The 16918-nt window shown below is 66.3% G+C and carries 21 protein-coding genes and 4 tRNA genes; 6 read left to right on the forward strand and 19 right to left on the reverse strand.

The window, feature by feature from the left end; translation table 11 throughout:
• Window positions 1-7 precede the first annotated feature (7 nt).
• The 5 genes from ABZ412_RS17270 to ABZ412_RS17290 all read right to left on the reverse strand — a co-directional run bounded on the left by ABZ412_RS17270 (window position 8) and on the right by ABZ412_RS17290 (window position 3326).
• Window positions 8-1066 carry an ATP-binding cassette domain-containing protein gene (locus ABZ412_RS17270; RefSeq protein ID WP_357281778.1) on the reverse strand — a complete coding sequence of 353 codons (1059 nt, stop codon included), beginning with the start codon at window positions 1064-1066 and terminating at the stop codon, window positions 8-10.
• Window positions 1067-1344: 278 nt separating this feature from the next.
• On the reverse strand, window positions 1345-1725 hold the full coding sequence (gene rplL, locus ABZ412_RS17275) for a 50S ribosomal protein L7/L12 (protein WP_357091083.1): 381 nt from the start codon (window positions 1723-1725) through the stop codon (window positions 1345-1347).
• Between the two features lie 63 nt (window positions 1726-1788).
• On the reverse strand, window positions 1789-2352 hold the full coding sequence (gene rplJ, locus ABZ412_RS17280; RefSeq protein WP_357091081.1) for a 50S ribosomal protein L10: 564 nt from the start codon (window positions 2350-2352) through the stop codon (window positions 1789-1791).
• A 355-nt stretch (window positions 2353-2707) separates the two neighbouring features.
• Window positions 2708-3010 carry a hypothetical protein gene (locus ABZ412_RS17285; protein WP_357281779.1) on the reverse strand — a complete coding sequence of 101 codons (303 nt, stop codon included), beginning with the start codon at window positions 3008-3010 and terminating at the stop codon, window positions 2708-2710.
• A gap of 1 nt (window position 3011) precedes the next feature.
• Window positions 3012-3326, reverse strand: a complete 315-nt coding sequence (locus tag ABZ412_RS17290; RefSeq protein ID WP_357281781.1) for a hypothetical protein — start codon at window positions 3324-3326, stop codon at window positions 3012-3014.
• A 108-nt stretch (window positions 3327-3434) separates the two neighbouring features.
• Between ABZ412_RS17290 and ABZ412_RS17295 the strand changes: the two genes are divergently transcribed.
• On the forward strand, window positions 3435-3686 hold the full coding sequence (locus tag ABZ412_RS17295) for a hypothetical protein (RefSeq protein ID WP_357281782.1): 252 nt from the start codon (window positions 3435-3437) through the stop codon (window positions 3684-3686).
• Between the two features lie 93 nt (window positions 3687-3779).
• On the opposite strand, the gene rplA is transcribed toward ABZ412_RS17295, so the two are convergent.
• From rplA to ABZ412_RS17345, 10 genes are all read right to left on the reverse strand, one after another.
• Window positions 3780-4490 carry a 50S ribosomal protein L1 gene (gene rplA, locus ABZ412_RS17300; RefSeq protein ID WP_357091073.1) on the reverse strand — a complete coding sequence of 237 codons (711 nt, stop codon included), beginning with the start codon at window positions 4488-4490 and terminating at the stop codon, window positions 3780-3782.
• Window positions 4491-4560: 70 nt separating this feature from the next.
• The gene (rplK, locus tag ABZ412_RS17305; RefSeq protein WP_357091071.1) at window positions 4561-4995 is read right to left on the reverse strand and encodes a 50S ribosomal protein L11; all 435 of its coding nucleotides are present in this window, start codon (window positions 4993-4995) and stop codon (window positions 4561-4563) included.
• Between the two features lie 163 nt (window positions 4996-5158).
• Complete coding sequence (gene nusG, locus ABZ412_RS17310) at window positions 5159-5962, reverse strand: transcription termination/antitermination protein NusG (RefSeq protein WP_357281784.1); 804 nt, start codon at window positions 5960-5962, stop codon at window positions 5159-5161.
• Window positions 5963-6100: 138 nt separating this feature from the next.
• Entirely contained in the window at window positions 6101-6490 is a 390-nt protein-coding gene (gene secE, locus ABZ412_RS17315; RefSeq protein WP_357281785.1) for a preprotein translocase subunit SecE, read from the reverse strand.
• Window positions 6491-6519: 29 nt separating this feature from the next.
• Window positions 6520-6592: transfer RNA gene (locus ABZ412_RS17320), tRNA-Trp, on the reverse strand.
• A 180-nt stretch (window positions 6593-6772) separates the two neighbouring features.
• Window positions 6773-7816, reverse strand: coding sequence for a fused (3R)-hydroxyacyl-ACP dehydratase subunits HadA/HadB (locus tag ABZ412_RS17325; RefSeq protein ID WP_357282035.1), 1044 nt, complete (start codon window positions 7814-7816; stop codon window positions 6773-6775).
• A gap of 200 nt (window positions 7817-8016) precedes the next feature.
• Window positions 8017-8187 carry a 50S ribosomal protein L33 gene (gene rpmG / locus ABZ412_RS17330; RefSeq protein WP_029925945.1) on the reverse strand — a complete coding sequence of 57 codons (171 nt, stop codon included), beginning with the start codon at window positions 8185-8187 and terminating at the stop codon, window positions 8017-8019.
• Between the two features lie 42 nt (window positions 8188-8229).
• A tRNA-Met gene (locus ABZ412_RS17335) sits at window positions 8230-8302 on the reverse strand.
• An 81-nt stretch (window positions 8303-8383) separates the two neighbouring features.
• A tRNA-Thr gene (locus tag ABZ412_RS17340) sits at window positions 8384-8456 on the reverse strand.
• 235 nt (window positions 8457-8691) lie between these two features.
• A tRNA-Tyr gene (locus ABZ412_RS17345) sits at window positions 8692-8773 on the reverse strand.
• A 138-nt stretch (window positions 8774-8911) separates the two neighbouring features.
• Between ABZ412_RS17345 and ABZ412_RS17350 the strand changes: the two genes are divergently transcribed.
• The gene (locus tag ABZ412_RS17350) at window positions 8912-9403 is read left to right on the forward strand and encodes a YajQ family cyclic di-GMP-binding protein (RefSeq protein WP_357281786.1); all 492 of its coding nucleotides are present in this window, start codon (window positions 8912-8914) and stop codon (window positions 9401-9403) included.
• A gap of 79 nt (window positions 9404-9482) precedes the next feature.
• On the opposite strand, the gene htpX is transcribed toward ABZ412_RS17350, so the two are convergent.
• A complete protein-coding gene (htpX, locus tag ABZ412_RS17355) occupies window positions 9483-10364 on the reverse strand; it encodes a zinc metalloprotease HtpX (protein ID WP_357281787.1) in 882 nt (293 codons plus the stop codon).
• Between the two features lie 190 nt (window positions 10365-10554).
• Window positions 10555-11577: a polyprenyl synthetase family protein gene (locus tag ABZ412_RS17360; RefSeq protein WP_357281789.1), complete on the reverse strand. Its 1023-nt coding sequence runs from the start codon at window positions 11575-11577 to the stop codon at window positions 10555-10557.
• 179 nt (window positions 11578-11756) lie between these two features.
• Between ABZ412_RS17360 and ABZ412_RS17365 the strand changes: the two genes are divergently transcribed.
• Both ABZ412_RS17365 and ABZ412_RS17370 read left to right on the forward strand, forming a co-directional pair.
• Entirely contained in the window at window positions 11757-13031 is a 1275-nt protein-coding gene (locus ABZ412_RS17365; protein ID WP_357281790.1) for a geranylgeranyl reductase family protein, read from the forward strand.
• A complete protein-coding gene (locus ABZ412_RS17370) occupies window positions 13028-13447 on the forward strand; it encodes an AraC family transcriptional regulator (RefSeq protein ID WP_357281791.1) in 420 nt (139 codons plus the stop codon). The genes ABZ412_RS17365 and ABZ412_RS17370 overlap by 4 nt, the downstream gene beginning before the upstream one ends.
• A 56-nt stretch (window positions 13448-13503) precedes the next feature.
• On the opposite strand, the gene ABZ412_RS17375 is transcribed toward ABZ412_RS17370, so the two are convergent.
• Entirely contained in the window at window positions 13504-15147 is a 1644-nt protein-coding gene (locus tag ABZ412_RS17375) for a hypothetical protein (protein ID WP_357281792.1), read from the reverse strand.
• 202 nt (window positions 15148-15349) lie between these two features.
• On the opposite strand from ABZ412_RS17375, the gene ABZ412_RS17380 reads away from it, so the two are divergent.
• Entirely contained in the window at window positions 15350-15799 is a 450-nt protein-coding gene (locus tag ABZ412_RS17380) for a VOC family protein (RefSeq protein ID WP_357281794.1), read from the forward strand.
• Window positions 15800-15856: 57 nt separating this feature from the next.
• Here the strand turns inward: ABZ412_RS17380 and ABZ412_RS17385 are convergent, their stop codons facing one another.
• A complete protein-coding gene (locus tag ABZ412_RS17385) occupies window positions 15857-16360 on the reverse strand; it encodes a DUF2505 domain-containing protein (protein ID WP_357281795.1) in 504 nt (167 codons plus the stop codon).
• A 39-nt stretch (window positions 16361-16399) separates the two neighbouring features.
• Between ABZ412_RS17385 and ABZ412_RS17390 the strand changes: the two genes are divergently transcribed.
• Window positions 16400-16894 carry a DUF3592 domain-containing protein gene (locus ABZ412_RS17390; protein WP_357281797.1) on the forward strand — a complete coding sequence of 165 codons (495 nt, stop codon included), beginning with the start codon at window positions 16400-16402 and terminating at the stop codon, window positions 16892-16894.
• Window positions 16895-16918 lie beyond the last annotated feature (24 nt).

Raw genomic sequence — 16918 nt, forward strand, 5'->3', positions numbered from 1 at the left:
CCGTATGTTACCCGTTAGTTAGGTTCTGTCGAACCGTGGAGTCGTAGCCACCCTGGTACGCGGGCATCACCTGCGTGTCGTCATCGCCGTTCTGGGACATGGACTCCCGGATCGCTTCCTGCGCGGAAGGCGGCAGCGTGTGCATGATCTGCTTGACCCGCTCGCGACGACGGTGCACGGCGCCGCGCACCGGCATGCCGGGGGTGGCCACCATCTGCGGGATGATGCCCTCGATCTCCTCGGCGCCACCGGCGTGGTGACCCGAGTCGAACATGGCCTGCTCGCGGGCCATCTGGGCTTCGTCCTTCTCCTCGGACATACCGATGGGGCCCTGCATGCGGCCGTTGAGAAACTGCTTGACCACCGGCTCATCGGAGGTGAGCAGCACCTCGCGGGGGCCGAACATGACCAGATTGCGGCGGAACAGCATGCCGATGTTGTCCGGCACCGTACGGGCCAGGTTGATGTTGTGCGTGACGATCAGGATCGTCGCGTCGATCTGCGCGTTGATGTCGATCAACAGCTGCGAGAGGTAGGTCGTACGAACGGGATCCAGACCGGAGTCCGGCTCGTCGACGAGGATGATCTGCGGGTCCAGCACCAGCGCGCGGGCCAGACCGGCACGCTTGCGCATACCGCCGGAGATCTCGCCGGGCAGCTTGCCCTCGGCGCCGAGCAGACCGGTCAGCTCGAGCTTCTCCATGACGATCTTCTTGATCTCGGATTCGCTCTTCTTGGTGTGCTCGCGCAACGGGAAGGCCGTGTTGTCGAACAGGTTCATCGACCCGAACAGCGCGCCGTCCTGGAAGAGGACGCCGAACAGCTTGCGGATCTCGTAGAGTTCCTTGTTCGAGCAGGTGGTGATGTCGGTGCCGTCGATGTAGATCGAGCCCTTCTCCGGACGGAGCAGACCGATCAACGACTTCAGGAAGACGGACTTACCGGTACCCGAAGGGCCGAGCAGAGCGCTTACTTCCCCCGACGGCAGCGTCAGCGAGACGTCCTGCCAAATACGCTGGGATCCGAACGACTTCGTGATGCCTTCGGTCCTGACCTCGACGCCCACGCCAACCTCCACTTTCTCCGACGAGCGCCCTACATGTGGGACGTTCCGCCACAAATTTCGCGCGGTGTGGCGCGTCACAGTAGGTCCGGTCACTGTATCGCATATATACCGTCTCGGACACCGGGACCTGACCGGTCGGTAGCAACATTCGCATTGCAGTACCGATCACGCGCCAATCACGGCAGCAGAATACGCGAAAAGGGCGGTCCCACAATGGGAACCACCCTTTTCACAATTACCGCGCCACCGGGGTTGTGACCCCGGTGAGACACACCGTCTTACTTGATGGTGATCTTGGCGCCGGCCTCTTCGAGCTTCGCCTTGGCAGCCTCGGCGGCGTCCTTGGCGACCTTCTCCAGGATCGGCTTCGGGGCGCCCTCGACCAGGTCCTTGGCTTCCTTCAGGCCCAGGCCGGAGACGATCTCACGCACGACCTTGATGACCTGGATCTTCTTGTCGCCGGCACCCTCGAGGATGACGTCGAACTCGTCCTGCTCCTCGGCGGCCTCGGCCGGGGCACCGGCGGCACCCGCGACGGCGACGGCGACCGGAGCGGCAGCGGTGACCTCGAACTTGTCCTCGAACGCCTTCACGAACTCGGACAGCTCCAGCAGGGTCATGCCGGCGAAGGTCTCGAGCAGCTCATCAACGTTGGCCATTGATATTTCCTTTCGGTAGTTCCGTCACCGCGCCGCGGCGACGAATAGGTTTGGGGTAGTGACTTATTCGGCGTCGGCAGCAGCGTCGGCGGCCGGAGCGGCAGCGCCACCCTCGGCCTGCTTCTTCTCCTGCAGCGCGGCCATGAGGCGCGCGACCTGGTTGCCGGGGGCGGCGAACAGGCCGGCAGCCTTCGACAGGTTGCCCTTCATGGCACCGGCCAGCTTGGCCAGCAGCACCTCGCGCGACTCGAGGTCGGCGATGCGCTCGACCTCGGCCACGGACAGCGCAGCGCCGTCCATGTAGCCGCCCTTGATGATGAGCGCCTTGTTGTCCTTGGCGAACGCCTTCAGCGCCTTGGCGGCCTCGACCGGCTCGCCGGTGATGAAGGTGATAGCGGTCGGACCGACGAACAAGTCATCCAGGCCAGCCACGCCCGCCTCGGCGGCAGCGCGCTTGACCAGGGTGTTCTTGGCGACGGAGTAAGTAGCGTTCGCGCCGAGCGCACGACGCAGCTCGGTGATCTTGCTGACCGACAGACCGCGGTACTCCGTGACAACCGTCGCGGTGGACGCCTTGAACTGCTCGGTGATCTCCGCGACCGCGGTGACCTTCTCAGAATTCGCCATACTTCGCCTCCTCTCTGGATGGTCGGTTCTCGTATGAACTACCGAGTTCCGCCAACAGGGGCCGGCGACAAAGCTAACGCCCCGGTCGCAGAGCGAACCCGGGGCGCACAAGAAACGATCGCGATCTCTCGCGGGTTTCCCGACCTCGGCTCTCCCTGCGTGGGTCGCCGGCAATATCGCCGGACCTTCAGCCGCCTGACGGCAGCAACCAACGGTCTTCGGTAGAACGATGTGGGGTGATCACCGAAACTCCGGAGAGCATGTCGATGACCGTCGTCCAATATAGCGGACCAGCATCGATACGCCAAAACGGGGTGCGGAGAGCAGCGCAGGCCCGCTCGATCGCCGTGCGCTGCTACGCACTGCCGAAGTAGAGGTTGTCCAGCATCTTGCAGTGTTCGGGACGGTTGGGGTCCTGAGTGCCCTGGCCGGTGCCCGACCCCGAGCCGAGCGGGCAGCCCAGCGCGATCGCCGATCCGGCGTAGGGGAAGAAGAGCACGATCAAGGGCAGGGTGCCCAGCGGGCCGGAGCCGTCGGCCAGCGAACCGCTGTCGGCGATGGCGGTCGGCGGTTCGAGGGGCTGGGCGGATGCGACGGGCGCCGCGATCGCGCCCGCCGCCACCGTGGCGGCGGTCAGGGCGAAAACGAGTCGGCGCATGTCAGCGCACCCCGCTCAGGGTGCTGCTGCCCGAGAAGAAGGCGTACATCAGCTGACATTGCGGTGTGGTGGAGCGAGGAGCGTCCCAGTATCCGCAGCCCAGCAGCTCGGCGGATCCCATGAATGGAATCCCCACCAGCACCGCCCCTGGCAGCAGGTAGAGCAGAGACCCGTCGCCCCAGTTCGTGGGGATGGCAGATCCGGAATCGGCGACCGGCGCCGGCACCAGCGTGACAGGCTCGGCAACGGCGGCTGGGGCGGCCAGCAGTCCGGCGAGGAGGGCGGCTGCGGTGAGAGTCAAGGCGAGGCGGCGCATGTGCGCACCCTGTCATCGAATTTCCGGACGCGACAGACTGTAAAAATGGGGTATTTCAAACTGGCTGATCTCGGATAGTGTCGGCGCAACTGGCTCCAGGAGGAAACAATGACCAGAACGGTCTCGAAAGTCCTTGCCGCCGTGGCACTTTCCACCGCGATCGCGGGCCTCGCCGCGGTTCCGGCGAACGCCGATGTCACGTTGCCCCCGCGCACGACCGGATCGGCGGGCGTCGACGCCGGATCCGCACTGCTCCAGGCCGGATCAGCCGCCATCGTCACCCCGATCGTGGGCACGCTCATCCGATCCCTGTGCACCATGAGCACCGGCGACCCGATCTGCGGCCTCCACGACCTGTGACGCTCGGGGCACCCCAACCAACACCAAGGGCCGGCACGATTTCTCGTGCCGGCCCTTGGATGTTCTTGCGTCGCTACGCTACGCGGAAGAGACTCAGTCCTCTTCGGCGAAGTTGCGGGTGCGGTTCGGATCCACCGGGATGCCCGGTCCGGTGTTCGTCGAGAACGTCACCTTCTTGACGTAGCGGCCCTTCGCGGTGGAGGGCTTGACACGCAGGATCTCGTCGAGGGCGGCGCCGTAGTTCTCGGCCAGCTTCTTCTCATCGAAGGAAGCCTTGCCGATCACGAAGTGCAGGTTGGCCTGCTTGTCGACGCGGAAGTTGATCTTGCCGCCCTTGATGTCGTTGACAGCCTTGGTGACATCGGGGGTGACCGTGCCGGTCTTCGGGTTCGGCATCAGGCCACGCGGGCCCAGCACGCGAGCGATACGACCGACCTTGGCCATCTGGTCCGGGGTGGCGATCGCGGCGTCGAACTCCAGCCAGCCGCCCTGGATGCGCTCGATCAGGTCCTCGGCGCCCACGGCGTCGGCACCGGCGGCCTCGGCCTCGGCGGCCTTGTCGCCGACGGCGAACACGATGACGCGGGCGGTCTTACCGGTGCCGTGCGGCAGGTTGACGGTGCCGCGGACCATCTGGTCGGCCTTACGCGGGTCGACACCCAGACGGACGGCAACCTCGACGGTCGCGTCGGTCTTGGTGGTGGCGGTCTCCTTCGCGAGCCGCGCGGCGGCCAGCGGAGCGTAGAGAGCAGCGCGGTCGACCTTGGCGGCCGCCTCGAGATAAGCCTTGCTTCGTTTTGCCATGTTGATCTGTCCTTGTCTAAGTCAGAAGTGGTGCGGGACAGGCGGTCCCTCCCACCGAGCCGGAAGGCTCTTACTCCGCGATGGTGATACCCATCGAGCGGGCAGTACCAGCGATGATCTTCGCCGCGGCGTCGATGTCGTTGGCGTTCAGGTCTTCCTGCTTGGTCTTGGCGATCTCACGGACCTGGTCCATGGTGATCTGCGCGACCTTGGTGCGGTGCGGCTCGGCGGAGCCCTTCTGCACACCGGCGGCCTTCAGCAGCAGACGCGCGGCGGGCGGCGTCTTCAGCTTGAAGTCGAACGTGCGGTCTTCGTAGACCGTGATCTCGACCGGGATGACGTTGCCACGCTGCGACTCGGTCGCCGCGTTGTACGCCTTGCAGAACTCCATGATGTTGACGCCGTGCTGACCCAGCGCCGGACCCACCGGCGGAGCCGGGTTGGCCTGGCCGGCCTGGATCTGGAGCTTGATGAGCCCAGCGACCTTCTTCTTCTTCGGGGGCATCTTTCTTCCTTGGTTAGGTTCCTTACGGATCACCCGTAAGCCTTTTCCGGGACTTGCGCCCAGGGCAGCTCGAGATCAGGCCCTAGGCACAACCCGGCAAGTCTACGTGAACGCGAAAAAGGCGGTGACACCGGGTGAAACCCGGGCCACCGCCTCCCTGCGACTAAATCTTGGCGACCTGCGTGAACGCCAGTTCGACCGGGGTCTCGCGGCCGAAGATCGAGACCAGCACCTTGAGCTTCTGCTGCTCGGCGTTGACCTCGGAGATGCTGGCCGGCAGGGTCGCGAACGGGCCGTCCATGACGGTCACCGACTCGCCGACCTCGAAGTCGACCTCGATGATCGGCTTCGCGACGGCGGTGTCGCCACCGGTCGTGGCGGCGGCAGCGGCGGCGGCCGGCGCGGCGGCCTTCTTCTGCTGCGCGGCCGGGACCAGGAACTTCACCACGTCCGGAATGGTCAGCGGCGAGGGACGCGAGGTGGCGCCGACGAAACCGGTGACACCGGGCGTGTTGCGCACCGCGCCCCAGGACTCGTCGTTCAGCTCCATGCGGACCAGGATGTAGCCCGGCAGCACCTTGCGGTTGACGTTCTTCTTCTGGCCGTTCTTGATCTCGGTGACCTCTTCGGTCGGCACCTCGACCTGGAAGATGTAGTCCTCGAGACCGAGGTTCTGCACACGGGTCTCGAGATTGGTCTTCACCTTGTTCTCGTACCCGGCGTAGGAGTGCACGACGTACCAGTCACCGGGCGCGCGACGCAGCGCGGCGGTCATCTCGGCGACCGGGTCGGCGGGCTCGTCGGAGATCTCGGCCGCGGGCTGTGCGGGCTCGGCCTCTTCGGCGTCCGCCGCGAACTCGTCGGCGTCGGCGAAGCCCTCAGCGTCCTCGACGTCCGCGGTGGTCTCTTCGATCACCACGTCATCCACCGGGAATTCCTCGGTTGTGCCGTTCTCCGGGGTGCTCACTGGGGCACTCGCTTCCTTAGTCGTCACGTAATCCTCTGCGCGCCGGGGCAAGGCATAGCCCGGCGGATGTTCCCGCTCCCCGCCTCTGCCCGGGGGCCGGTCACCGGCCGCGACGGTCAGACGCGGTCACCGTGCCGCCTAGCCGAAGAGCCAGTTGACACCCTTGATGAACGCCACATCCAAACCGCTGATGTACGCGATGATGAAAATCACGAACACCAGGACAACGCTCGTATAGGTGACCATCTGCTTGCGGTTGGGCCAGATGACCTTGCGAAGTTCCGCGATGACTTCCTTGAGGAACTTCATCAGGCGCTTGAACGGATTGCCCGAACCGCTCTGCCCGGCCTTCTTGCCTCTGCCGGACTGCTTGGTGGCTGCCTTGGCCGAATCCGACGGTCGTTCGATCGTCGCGACGGCGCTGGACGACGCGGCGCGGGTGCGCCGGGCGGACCGCTTGCCGCTCGGACGAGCCACCGCGGCGGTGTCGTCGCCATCTTCGTGGCGAGTGTCCCGCTCGTCGCTCACGTCGATCCTCTCTAAGTCGGCATCCAGGGCAGGGGCGACAGGACTTGAACCTGCAACCTGCGGTTTTGGAGACCGCTGCTCTGCCAGTTGAGCTACGCCCCTTCGGCTGGACGGGGTTGCTTCCAGCCACTGTTCTTTTCAGTTGTACTACAGGGTCATTTCATACAACACGCGCCGCTCCTCGGAGCAGCGCGCATCGGCTGGTGACCCCAGATTTTCGAGTGTACGTTACCCCGACTGACGATCGCCAATCGGGGTGTCGCGGCCTACCCCGGTTTCCGGTCAGCCGAGCTGCACCGTCGCGGTGGCGCGACCGAAGATCTTGCGGCCCTCCGACTTCGCCACGATGGCGATCACCGCGGTGCGGGTCTCGGGGTCCACCGACTTCACCTTGCCGGTGTACTCGATCTCCGCGGGACTGTCGATCGGGACGTACACGGGGCTGGTGAAGCGGACGTTGTACTCCTTGACCGAACCCGGGTCGCCCAGCCACGAGGTGACGAAGCCGCCACCCAGGCCCATGGTCAGCATGCCGTGCGCGACAACGTTTTCCAGGCCGACCAGCTTCACGACGTCGTCGCTCCAGTGGATCGGGTTGGCGTCGCCGGAGACGCCGGCGTAGTTCACCAGGTCGCCGCGGGTCAGCTGCACGGTGCGGGAGGGCAGTTCGTCGCCGGCGGCGACATCCTCGAAGCGGCGGGTCTGCGCGCTGGCCACCACGGCGGCGGTCGGCAGCGCCGCCACGGACTGGTCGGGGGTGTCGATCTCGATGGGCTCGCCCGCGTCGGCGGCGTCCGGGCCGACCCCGTGCATGAGCACATTGCGCACGGCGTCACCGATATTGGGGTCGATGTCACCGCCGCTGCGGCCGATCAGGGTGGTGTAGGTGGTGAGCACCAGTTCGTCGTTCTGGGCCAGCACGTCGTTGCGGGTGACGATGATGTCGCCGCCGAAGGCCTGGCGGAACGAGTGCAGGTAGACGACGCAGGTCAGCTGGTCCCCGGCCCTGATCGGACGGTGGAACTCCAGGATCTGGTCCGTCTGCATGATCTGGCTCAGGTCGTAGCCGGTGACGATCTGCTCGAAGAGCTTGCGCTGGGCCAGGATTCCGACCAGGGAGATGAAGGTGAGGGGGGCGACCAGGCCGTCGTGACCGTGCGCGGCGGCGGCGTCCTCGTCCCAGTGCACCGGGTGGTAATCCTGCACCGCGCGGGCGTACTCGCGCACCTTCTCGCGGCCGACCTCGTAGTAGTCCTCGACGCGGTAGTGGTGGCCGACCATGGCGGCGGCGTGCGCGGCGGGGTCGAAGAGCTCGGATTCGACCATGTCGGCCTCGATGTCAATCTCGGTGTTGATCGTCACGGCAGGAAGTCCCTATCTGCTCCCAGGAAACGGGAACGGGCGAGAGCGCAGAACCACCGCTATATACGCCAAGTGCCGGACCGGGTCCCTTGTCCCTTTCTAAGAGACTAGGTGACTTACCGATCCGGCACTCTGTCCACGCGGATGATTCGCGCGGGTTTAAGTTAGCGAGACTCGCGATGCGCCCGGTGGGTACCGCAGTTCGGGCAGAACTTCTTCAGCTCGAGACGGTCCGGGTCGTTACGCCGATTCTTCTTGGTGATGTAGTTGCGGTGCTTGCACTGCTCGCAGGCCAAGGTGATCTTTGGCCGGATATCAGTGGACTTCGCGGCCACGATTGCCTTCTTTCCGGTCAGCCTGATTGGGATATCAGTATGTAGCGATGGCCGGACTTGAACCGGCGACACAACGATTATGAGTCGTTTGCTCTACCGACTGAGCTACACCGCCATCTGGTGTCGGTACTTGACGGCGGGGAGGTCCCGGGTCCTGCTAGGAGAAGCCGAGCCGTTCACCACCGGCAATCCGGCGAGCCCCCTAACGGAATCGAACCGTTGACCTTTTCCTTACCATGGAAACGCTCTGCCGACTGAGCTAAGGGGGCGTGTCTGTCTTGCTCCGGTCTGGACCGGGGCGCTGACGACTTGAACGAGATTACACACATCCCCGCGCACTCTCCAAACCGGCTGGTCATCGACTGTTTTCGAGACGGGGTAGCTGCCGCAGGCCACGAGGCGGAGGGCCGGCCGCGGACTGTGCGCCTACCCGTCCGGCGCGCCGAGTCCTGACCCATGAAACGCAAAGAGCCCCTCAGACTCTCGTCTGAGGGGCTCCAGCTGTGGCGGATGAAGGATTTGAACCTCCGAAGCATTACGCGGCTGATTTACAGTCAGCTCCCTTTGGCCGCTCGGGCAATCCGCCGGGGTACGCCTTCCAGCGCTTCAGCAGAATACCCTGAACCCACGCCCGGAATGCAAACCGGCTGGATACAGCCATGCCGGAGCGGCTAGCGTCGGCGTTGGAACATCCCGAATATCCGATCTCGGACAGGAGAAGAGTGTGGCGGATTCGTCGTTCGATGTGGTCAGCAAGATCGATCGCCAGGAGGTGGACAACGCCCTGAACCAGGCTGCCAAGGAGCTGAGCCAGCGCTACGACTTCCGCGGCACCGGGGCGAGCATCGAATGGTCGGGCGAGGAGAAGATCATCCTCAGCGCCGAGTCCGAGGACCGCGTGAAGGCGGCCCTGGACGTGTTCAAGGAGAAGCTGATCCGCCGCGACATCTCGCTCAAGGCGTTCGACGCGGGCGATCCGCAGGCCTCCGGCAAGGTGTACAAAATCACAGGCACCCTGGTGCAGGGCATCACCACGGAGAACGCGAAGAAGATCGCGAAGAAGATCCGTGACGAGGGCCCCAAGAGCGTGAAGGCGCAGATCCAGGGCGAGGAGCTGCGGGTCAGCAGCAAGAGCCGCGACGACCTCCAGTCGGTCATCTCCCTGCTCAAGGGCAGCGACTTCGAGATCGCCCTGCAGTTCGTGAACTACCGCTAGGAGCGGCGGAACAGGTGGGGGCTTCGCCCCCCACACCCCAGAAAATGGGAATCCCGGGGGCCTGGCCCCCCGGACCCCCTCAATGGCGGGGGCCGCCCGCCAACTCCTCGAGGCGGGCGATGCGGTCCGCCATCGGGGGGTGGGTGGAGAACCAGCGGGCCATCTTGTCGCCGGCCCGGAAGGGGTTGGCGATCATCAGGTGGGACTGGGCGGTCAGCTGCGGTTCGGGGGGCAGCGGGGCGGCCTGGGTGCCGCGTTCCAGTTTGCGCAGGGCCGAGGCGAGCGCCAGGGGGTCGCCGGTGAGTTCCGCGCCGTCCTGGTCGGCCTGGTATTCGCGGGAGCGGGAGACGGCCAGTTTGATGAGCGTGGCCGCGATCGGTCCCAGCAATGAGACCAGCAGCAGCGCAATGACATTCGGGCCCTCGCCATTGCGGTTGCCGCCGCCGAAGGCGCCCGCGAAGAAGGCCAGATTGGCCAGGCCGGAGATGACCGAGGCGAGCGCGCCCGCGACCGACGAGATCAGGATGTCGCGGTTGTAGACGTGGGACAGCTCGTGCCCCAGCACCGCGCGCAGCTCCCGTTCGTCGAGGATCTGCAGGATGCCGGTGGTGCAGCAGACCGCGGCATTACGCGGATTACGGCCGGTGGCAAAGGCATTGGGCGCATTGGTAGGACTGATGTACAGGCGCGGCATGGGCTGGCGCGCGGCCGTGGCCAACTCGCGCACGATGCGGTACATGGCCGGGGCTTCCAGCTCGGTGACCGGCTGCGCGTGCATGGCCTTCAACGCGAGCTTGTCGCTGTTGAAGTACGCGTAGGCGTTCATGCCGACGGCCAGCACGATCGACAGGATCAGGATCGTGGGGCTGCGGAACAGCGCTCCCACGAACACGATCAGCGCCGACATCCCGACCAAGAGTCCGAACGTCTTCAACCCGTTCGCATACCCGTGACTGTGCAATTCTTGCCCTCCGCTTCGCTCCGGGCGGGTTCGCGGCCCTGGAGGTCTCCGCTTCGCTCCCCCGCTCCAAGGCGGAGGTCTATCGAGCCGCAGTCCAGAACGAGACGGGCCGCGAACCACCAAGTGGCGCCCATACGGGTCGTTACACCTGGTCAACGATACGGGCCAGGAACAGGTTCCCCCGGGAGCGTCAGCCGACCCGTTCGATGGTGTAGCGAACCAGCTGCTCGAGCGCGTCGTTGGCCGGGCCGCCGGGCAGGGCCGAGAGTTCCGCGTGGGCGATGTCGGCGTAGCCGTGCAGCTTCTCCTTGGCCAGCACCAGGCCGCGCGAACGCGACAGCAGGTAGAGGGCCTCCTCCACGTCGGCGTCGGTCTGCGGCGGGGTGGCCAGCAGCTTGCGCAGGCGGTCGCCCTCGGCGCCCTCGTCACGCAGCGCGTAGAGGACGGGCAGGGTGTGCACGCCCTCGCGCAGGTCGGTGCCGGGGGTCTTGCCGGACTGCTCGGACGCCGAGGAGATGTCGATGATGTCGTCGGCGATCTGGAAGGCGGTGCCCACGGCGTCGCCGAGGCGGGCCAGGCGTTCCACGTGGTCCAGGCTCGCGCCGGAAAAGGTGCCGCCGAAGCGTCCGGCGGCGGCGATCAGCGAGCCGGTCTTCTCCCACACCACGCGCAGGTAGTGCTCGACCGGGTCCTGGGACTGCCGGGCGCCGATGGTCTCGCGCATCTGGCCGGTGACCAGCTCGGCGAAGGTCTCGGCGATGATCCGGACCGCGTCCGGGCCGAGGGTGGAGACCAGGCGGGAGGCGTGCGCGAACAGGTAGTCGCCCGCGAGGATGGCGACGGAGTTGCCCCAGCGGGAGTTCACGCTGGGGGCGCCGCGGCGCATGGAGGCCTCGTCCATGACGTCGTCGTGGTACAGGGTGGCCAGGTGCACCAGCTCCACCACGGTGCCCGCGACGACCAGGTCGGGGCTGGTGGGGTTGGGGCCGAGCTGGCCGGTGAGGATGGTGAACAGCGGGCGGAAGCGCTTGCCGCCGGCCTTGGCCAGGTGCAGCGCCGCTTCCTGCAGGAATTCCTCGCCGTCGGACAGCTCGGTGATGAGCAGGTCCTCGACCTCGATCAGGCCCTTGCGCACTGTGGCGGCGAGCTCGGGATCGCCAAGATCCACCCCCGCGACCACGGTGCTCTCATCGCTCACAGCTGATGCGCTCATTTCTTCTCCCAGTGCCGCGTCCGACCCCACGCCAAAGAACCTAGCGTGTGCGTCGATCACCCCCTATGGACACCACCGTAGTGCGACCAACGAAACACCCGCCACGCGAATCGAAACGCCCGGCGGCGAACCCCGGGGCAAATATGCGCGCGTGGTGATGTGCTGCGAGTATTGGTCGCATGGGTTCATCGGAAGTCGCGCCCGAGCAGGGGAAATCGTCGGATGTTCTGCCGGCGCACGCCGATATTCTGGTCGTCGGAGCCGGTCCCGCCGGGTCCGCGGCGGCGGCGTGGGCGGCGCGCGCGGGGCGGGACGTGCTATTGGCCGATTCGGCGCTGTTCCCCCGTGACAAGACCTGCGGCGACGGGCTCACCCCGCGCGCCACGGCCGAGCTGGAGCATCTGGGACTCGGCGACTGGGTGCGCGCGCACACCGTGAACCGGGGCCTGCGGATGGCCGGCTTCGGGCGCGAGGCCCTGTTGCCCTGGCCGAACGGCTCCTTCCCCACCTACGGAAGTGCCGTTCCGCGAACCGAACTCGACGACAAACTGCGCGAGACCGCGGTCAAATCGGGGGCGCGGATGGTGGACGGCGCCAAGGTGGTCGAGGTGGCCCGCGAGGGCGACCGGGTCACCGGCGTGACCATCAAGACCGATGGCGGGCTGCGCGCGGTGTCCTGCAAGACGCTGATCGTGGCGGACGGGGTGCGTTCCCCCGTCGGCAAGATGCTGGGCCGCACCTGGCACCGCCAGTACGCGTACGGGACCGCGGCGCGGGCGTACATCAAATCCGAGCGCAGTGACGACGAGTGGATCACCTCACATCTCGAATTGCGTGATGCGAACAATGAATTGATTCCCGGCTACGGCTGGGTCTTCCCGCTCGGCAATGGCGAGGTGAATATCGGCGTCGGTTCGCTGGCCACCGAGAAGCGGCCCTCGCATATCGCGTTGAAACCGTTGCTGCAGCACTATGTGTCGCAGCGGCGCGCGGAATGGGGTTTCGAGGGCGAGGCGCGGGCGGTGGCGTCGGCGCTGCTGCCGATGGGCGGCGCGGTGTCGAACCTGGCCGGGCGCAACTGGGCGCTGGTCGGCGACGCCGCGGGCTGCGTGAACCCGCTCAACGGCGAGGGCATCGACTACGGCCTGGAGGGCGGGCACATGCTGGCCGCGCTGCTGGACCAGCCGGACCTCACCCATATCTGGCCGGACCTGCTGCGGGAGCGCTACGGCCGCACCTATTCGGTGGCGCGTCGACTGGCCGGACTGGCCACGCATCCGCGCACGGTGCCGCTGGGCGGGCCGCCGCTGATGCGGTCGAAGCTGTTGCAGCGCACCGCGGTCCGAGTGATGGGCAATCTGGTGACCGACGAGGACCTGGATCTGACCGCCCGCCTGTGGCGGGGCGCGGGGCGGGCCTCGATGCGGATCGACAAGCTGCAACCGTTCTCGTGAACGCCCGGCCGGTTCCCGAGGAGCTGCTGCCGCATCTGCGGCGAGCGCGGGATCTGGCCGACCGGAACTACGCGGAGCCGCTGGACCTGGACAGTCTGGCGGCGGCCGCGGGGGTGTCGAAGTACCACTTCCTGCGGTGTTTCGCGGCCACCTACGGCAAGACGCCCGCCCTGTATCTCGCCGAGCGGCGGATCGAGCGGGCGCAGGATCTGCTGCGCGCCACCAATGTGACGGTGACCGAGGCCTGCATGCTGGTGGGCTACTCCAGCCTCGGGTCGTTCAGCCGGAAGTTCACCGACCTGGTCGGGATGTCGCCCTCGGAGTATCAAGCGAAGTTCGCGGCCGAGGGCGCACCCCATATCCCGGGGTGCTACGTCTTCATGCACGGGCTCTCGGATCGGAAACGCACGGACTGACGCGACCCCGTGGCGAGGCCACGGGGTCGCGGGGTGAATTCAGCCGGGTGCGGGTCTCATCGCGACGGCAGGACGTGGATGCCGGTCTTGTCGGTGGAGAGGGCCAGCGAGCTGATGTACTGGATCTCGCCCTCCGGTCCCGGCACCGCCGAGGCGATCATGTCGGGGCGCTCGAATTCCATGCCGGTGACGACGCAGGTGAGCGTCTCCCCCGACGGGTTGCCGTGCTCGTCGAACATGGGCAGGTCGATGCCGTCGTGGTCGCGGCGCAGGTAGTACTTGCCCTTGGTCAGGACCGCGGTCAGCGGGGTGGCCAGGAACGAGACCACCACGGCCACGATGGGCGAGTACGGCTTCAGGGTCTCACCGAACAGGCCGAAGAAGGTCATGATCGACAGCACCGCCGACAGGCCGAAGCCGACCAGTCCGACCGGGTTGAAGTCGTAGAGCATGCCGCGGCGGAACTCCGGCTCCTTGGGCGAGAGCTTCAGGACGTACTTGTTGATCGCGATATCCGTTGCGACGGTGACGATCCAGGCGATGCCGCAGTTGGCGTAGAAGCCGAGGATGTTGTTGAGGAAGTCGAACATGTTGGCTTCCATCAGGATCAGCGCGATGGCCAGGTTCAGGCCCAGGAACACGATCCGGCCCGGGTAGTTCCTGGTGACGCGGGTGAAGGAGTTGGTCCACGCCAGCGAACCCGAATACGCGTTGGTCACATTGATTTTGATCTGGCTGATCACGACCAGCACCACGGCCAGGGTCATGGCCAGCCAGGACGGCATCATGTCGCGGTAGATCTCGAGGAACTGGCGCACCGGCTGGTTGGCGATGTCCTGCGCGCCGGGCAGGTTGGCGATCAGGTAGACCGCCAGGAACAGGCCGACGACCTGTTTGATGGCGCCGAACAACACCCAGCCGGGTCCGGCCAGCAGCATCCAGCCCCACCATCTGCGGGCGTTGTCCGGGGTGCGGGGCGGCATGAAGCGCAGGTAGTCGATCTGCTCGGCGATCTGGGCGATGAGCGAGAGGCAGACGCCGGCGGCGAGCAGCGCGCCGGACAGGCTGACGCCCTTGCCGTCCTGGCCGCCGTAGGACAGGAAGGCGCCCACCGAGTCGGGGTGGCGGACCAGCAGGAAGCCGAACGGCAGCACCATCAGGATCAGCCACAGCGGAGTGGTCCACACCTGCAGTTTGGCGAGGGTGTTCATGCCGTAGATGACCAGCGGGAAGATCATCACCGTGGACACCAGGTAGCCGATCGGGAGCGGCACGTGCAGGCCGAGTTGCAGGCCCTGCGCCATGATCGAGCCCTCGAGGGCGAAGAAGATGAAGGTGAAGGAGGCGAACACGATGTTCGTCACCACCGAGCCGTAGTACCCGAAGCCGCTGCCGCGGGTGATCAGGTCCAGGTCGACGTTGTAGCGGGCCGCGTAGTAGGCCAGCGGGAAGCCGGTGATCATGATGACGATCGCGAAGATGCCGATGCCCAGCAGCGCGTTGCCGGTGCCGTTGGCGATGCCGATGTTCGCGCCGATGGAGAAGTCGGCCAGGTAGGCGATGCCGCCGAGCGCCGAGACGCCGACCACCGCCGGACTCCACTTCCGGTAGCTGCGGGGCGCGAACCGCAGCGTGTAATCCTCCAGCGTCTCCTTGGACGCGGCCACCGCGTTCGCCGTAGGGGTTTCGACTTGAACCACCGGCACTCCTCGTTCGGGCTCGTCGCGAGCTGTTTTCCGATTCGAGGGTGCGCAGTGATTGTTGATCTTGGCTTTCCGGCCGATTGCACGGCTGTTACGGCAGCCTCACCGAGGTTCCGAGTGTGTGAACTCAGCAATCCGGGCGTGAATCGCGCAATTTCGGAGAAGCCGGCGGCGGGGGCTCGTCCATAGCCTGGAAACCATGACGACCATTACCAATGTCTCGCTCGTGACCGTGTACGTGACCGACCAGACCGAGTCCAAGCAGTGGTACATCGACAAGCTGGGTTTCGTGGAGCGCTCCGACATCACCATGGGCGACAACGGCTTCCGCTGGGTCACCGTGGCGCAGCCGGACCACCCGGAGCTGGAGGTCACCCTGATGGTGCCCGGTCCCCCGCTCACCGACGATCTGGCCGAGGCGATCCGCCGCTCCATGGCCAACGGCACGCACGGCGCGCTCGGCCTGCGAACCGAGAACTGCCAGAAGGCTTTCGAGGAGCTCACCGCGAAGGGCGTCGAGTTCATCCAGCCGCCGGCCGAACGCCCTTACGGTGTGGAGGCCATCATCCGCGACAACTCCGGCAACTGGCTGGTGCTGGTCGAGAACCGCGAATTCGATCCCGGCAAGGGCGACTTCGGGCCGCAGTAGCGGTGCACTCGATCCCGGTGTGGATGCGGGACCACCCCCGCATCCACCTTCCCGGGATCAGGCGTTCTGCGCGGCGAACCAGGTTTCGACGGACTTGCGTTCGCTGTTCATGACCTTCTTGAGCAGGTTCTCGACCAGCGGTTCGATGGCCCCGCCGACCAGCGGGACCTTCACGTCGACGGTGCCGGTGGCCTCGATCTCGGAACCCTGGGCGGTGGGCCGCAATTCGAACGCGCCCGCCATCTCGGTGGTGATGCCGCCGGAGCGGCCGCTGAAGCTGCCCCGCGCGACGCCGCCGGTCAGCGGACCCCAGGTGTCGGTGCGCTCCAGCATGAGCTCGCTCTTGAGGACCTTCTTGACGATGCCGGGAATCTGGTCCTCGGGGGCCTTTTCGGTCATCTGGATCCGAATCGTGCCGGGCCCGTCCGGGTGGGCGAGCTCCAGCGTGGCGGTCGGCGCCGCGGCGAAGCGGGACTGCCACATCTCGTCATTGGTGAGTGCCCGGTGAAGCTCTTCGACCGGGATGCTGTATGGCACGGTGAAGCTGAATTTTCGGGACATGGCGAAGACCGTAGCCCAGCGATGGAATAGCCTGCTGAAGTGTCGGAAACTAGCCAGTCTCCCAGGACTGAACAGCGGCAGGCGGTTCGGTGGCGGCGGGCTCGGCTCGGGATCGTCATCGCCGCGGCGACGGTCAGCTTCCTGGCCGTGCTGCTGGTCCTCGCGGCCTGGCGCGACGACCATCTCATCAATAGCGATCGGGGCGTGACCAGCGCCGAAGTGCTCTCGGCGGGCACGCTGCGGTCCGCGGTCATCTTCGTCACGCCCGACGGCGAGACCCACAACCCGAAGACCGGCGTGCTCTACCCGACCAAACTCACCGTCGGCGAGCGCATCAATGTCGAATATCGGCGCAGCGATCCCGATCTGGTTCGGGTGGCGGGTCGCGACGCACGTGTCGCGGTCATCCCGGCGCTGTCGGTGATCGTGGTCGCCTGGGCCATCGCCATCCCCGCCCTCTGGCTGCTCGGCTCGCCCCCCACCCGCTGGCTCGGCGCACTGCGGGCCCGCGTGCGAACTAGGCTGCGACGATAGGCAGTCCCGACATTCACCCGAAGG

The organism is Nocardia sp. NPDC005746 (assembly GCF_040630785.1).
Lineage (GTDB): Bacteria > Actinomycetota > Actinomycetes > Mycobacteriales > Mycobacteriaceae > Nocardia.